This is a genomic window from Streptomyces novaecaesareae, from assembly GCF_000716875.1.
GTDB lineage: Bacteria > Actinomycetota > Actinomycetes > Streptomycetales > Streptomycetaceae > Kitasatospora > Kitasatospora novaecaesareae.
Map to the genome: position 1 here is coordinate 1 of NZ_JNWQ01000178.1, position 2,653 is coordinate 2,653.

A 2,653-nucleotide genomic window follows, 5' to 3' on the forward strand; every position below is an offset into this window, starting at 1 on the left:
TGGCACGCTGTTGAGTTCTCAAGGAACGGACGCTTCCTTCGGACCGCCTTCCAGCGGACCCTCCGGGCTTCGTTCTTTCGTGTTTCCAGCTTATCAGATCTTCTCGGCCGTTCTTACCGGCTTCGTTTTTCCGAATTCCCGCTGGCGGGTTTCCTGCAAACTTCGCTCCGAAGCTTATCAAAGCTTTCGGTGTGCTCAGTTCGCGGGATTTGCTTCGTCGGAGGGCGCGCATTTCGTGAAACGCGCTCGCCTCGATTTCGGCGGTGTCGTAGACACTAACGCCCGGGCCCGACCGTTGTCCAGTCAGTCCCAACCGTTCAAACCTACTAGCCCCACCCCACCACGTCAATGGTTTGGCTGGGATGACCGAAGACTAGCAGGTCAGAGGGCTGCTGGTTGCATCGGCTCAGGCCGCGACGGGCTGGAGGTCCGCCTGGTCGGCAGCGTCCACGTCGCCGAACTCGCCGCCCTCCGCGGCCTTTCGGCCCAGCACCAGGGCGTAAAGGAGGAAGGCCGCCTCCGCCGACACGCCGATGGAGATGCGGGCCCAGGTCGGCAGGCCGGACGGGGTCACGAAGGCTTCGAGGACACCGGAGACCGCCAGCACGGTGGTCAGCCCGATCGACATACCGATGATCGAGCGGCCCTGTTCCGCCAGCGCCACCGCGCGGGTGCGCGGCCCCGGGTCGATGACGGTCCAGCCGAGGCGCAGGCCGAGGCCGCCGGCCACGAAGACCGCGGTCAGCTCCAGCAGGCCGTGTGGGATGAGCAGGCCGAGGAAGATGTCGAGGCGCCCGGCGGAGGCCATCAGTCCGACGCCGATGCCGAGGTTCACCACGTTGGTCCACATCACGTAGAGCACCGGGATGCCGAGCGCGATCCCGAACAGCAGGCACTGCACGGCGATCCACGCGTTGTTTGTCCAGACCTGCGCGGCGAAGGAGCTGGCCGGCCGGTCCGAGTAGTACGCCTCGTACTGTCCGCCGGGGCGGGTCAGCTCCCGCAGGCGGTCGGGGGCGACGAGGCTGTTGCGGACCTCGGGGTGGGTGGCCATCCACCACGCGAGCAGCGCGGTGGCGAGCAGCGAGACGATCGCGACCGGCAGCCACCAGCGGCGCGCGCGGTAGAGCGCGGCCGGGAAGCTCACCGTGTAGTAGCGGGCGACGTCCTGCCAGCCGTTGGTCCGGGCGCCGGTCACCGCGCTGCGCGAGCGCGAGACCAGGCCGGTCAGCCGGCTCAGCAGCGCCGGGTCCGGCGCCGCGGCCTGGACCTTGGCGAGGTGGCCGGTGGCGCGCTGGTAGAGGCTGACGAGTTCGTCCGCCTCCTCTCCGTTGAGCCGGCGCCTGCGGGCGAGGGCGTCCAGCCGGGCCCACTCCCCCTGGTGGGTGGCGACGAAGACGTCCAGGTCCATTCGGCGGCTCCATGATCGGCAGTGGTCGCGGACGTGCGTGCGCGGGCAGGTACGGGCGGACACGTCCGGCCCAGCATGCCAGCAGCGGTCGGCGCCCCGACCTCCGGGGATCTCACTTCCCGTGTGCCCACCGGGAGTCGTATGTTGGCGGCTGCGGATCAGACTGCGGAGAGCGGGTCCTGGGGGGCGGATCCGAACCGAATCCCTCCCCCCGGCGCTGCCGCCCTCGGTGGTCCCGGATCTCCATGGGCGAGCCGTACGGGCTCCAAGAGCGTGAACGGACAGGTGTCTTGAGCGACCTGGTGACGGGTGAGGCGGTCGTCCTCGGCCTGCAGACGGCGAAGCTTCCGAGCCGGGCGCTGGCGATCGTGCTCGACCTGCTCGTGGAGTTCGCCGCCCTGCTGGTCTTCACACTGCTGCTGAGCGTCGCCCTGGTCGACGTCGACGGCGCGGCGCTGGCGGCCACCATGATCGGCCTGATGGTGTTCTTCCTGGTCGCCGTTCCGGTGATGGTGGAGACCCTCAGCCACGGACGTTCGCTCGGCAAGGCCGCGCTCGGCCTGCGCGTGGTGCGCGTCGACGGCGGCCCGGTGCGGTTCCGGCACTCGCTGGTGCGCGGGCTGGTCGGCTTCTTCGAACTGATCGCCCTGTCCGGTTCCCCCGCCGTGATCACCTCGGCGGTGCACACCGAGGGCAAGCGGCTCGGCGACATCTTCGCCGGGACGGTGGTCGTCCGCGAGCGCACCCCGGGCGGCTCCGGCTCCCCGCTGCCGCCGGTGCACCCGCACCTGCTGCAGGCGATGGGCCACGAGCTGGTCGCGCTGGACCTGTCCGCCGTCCCGGAGCCGCTCTGGCTCGCCGTCCGCCAACTGCTGGGCCGGATCGGACAGTTGGACCCGGCCGTGATGAACCGGATGACCGCCCGGCTGGCCGAGGACCTGTCCGCACGGATCGGCCGGCCGGTGGCACCGGGGCTGCACCCGGCGGCGTACCTGGGCGCGGTGCTGACCGAGCGCCAGCGGCGGGAGTGGGGCCGGGCCCAGGAGCAGCTGCGACCGGCCGGGCCGATACCCGTGCAGGTGCCGACGCCCCGCCCGGCCTCCGACCCGGCTCCGGGCACGGCCCCCGGGAGGCCGACCCGAGTCCTCGGCCTGCCGACGCCGACGGCCCCGCCAGCGACGGCCCCGGCAACTCCCCCTCCCACGGCCCTGTCTCTTATACACATCTGACGCTGCCGACGAG

General features: G+C 70.9%; 2 protein-coding genes. One reads left to right on the forward strand and one right to left on the reverse strand.

Going from position 1 to position 2,653, the window contains the following annotated elements; translation table 11 throughout:
• Positions 1-406 precede the first annotated feature (406 nt).
• Positions 407-1,411 (reverse strand): stage II sporulation protein M, encoded by a 1,005-nt coding sequence (locus OP86_RS32310; RefSeq protein WP_030061283.1) that lies wholly within the window; start codon positions 1,409-1,411, stop codon positions 407-409.
• 290 nt (positions 1,412-1,701) lie between these two features.
• Here OP86_RS32310 and OP86_RS32315 point away from each other — a divergent pair, with 290 nt between their 5' ends.
• The gene (locus OP86_RS32315; RefSeq protein WP_051831182.1) at positions 1,702-2,640 is read left to right on the forward strand and encodes an RDD family protein; all 939 of its coding nucleotides are present in this window, start codon (positions 1,702-1,704) and stop codon (positions 2,638-2,640) included.
• Positions 2,641-2,653 lie beyond the last annotated feature (13 nt).

Bases quoted from the DNA above. Each gene is read 5' to 3' on its own strand.
- OP86_RS32310 (WP_030061283.1), bottom strand. From the start codon at position 1,411: ATGGACCTGGACGTCTTCGTCGCCACCCACCAGGGGGAGTGGGCCCGG.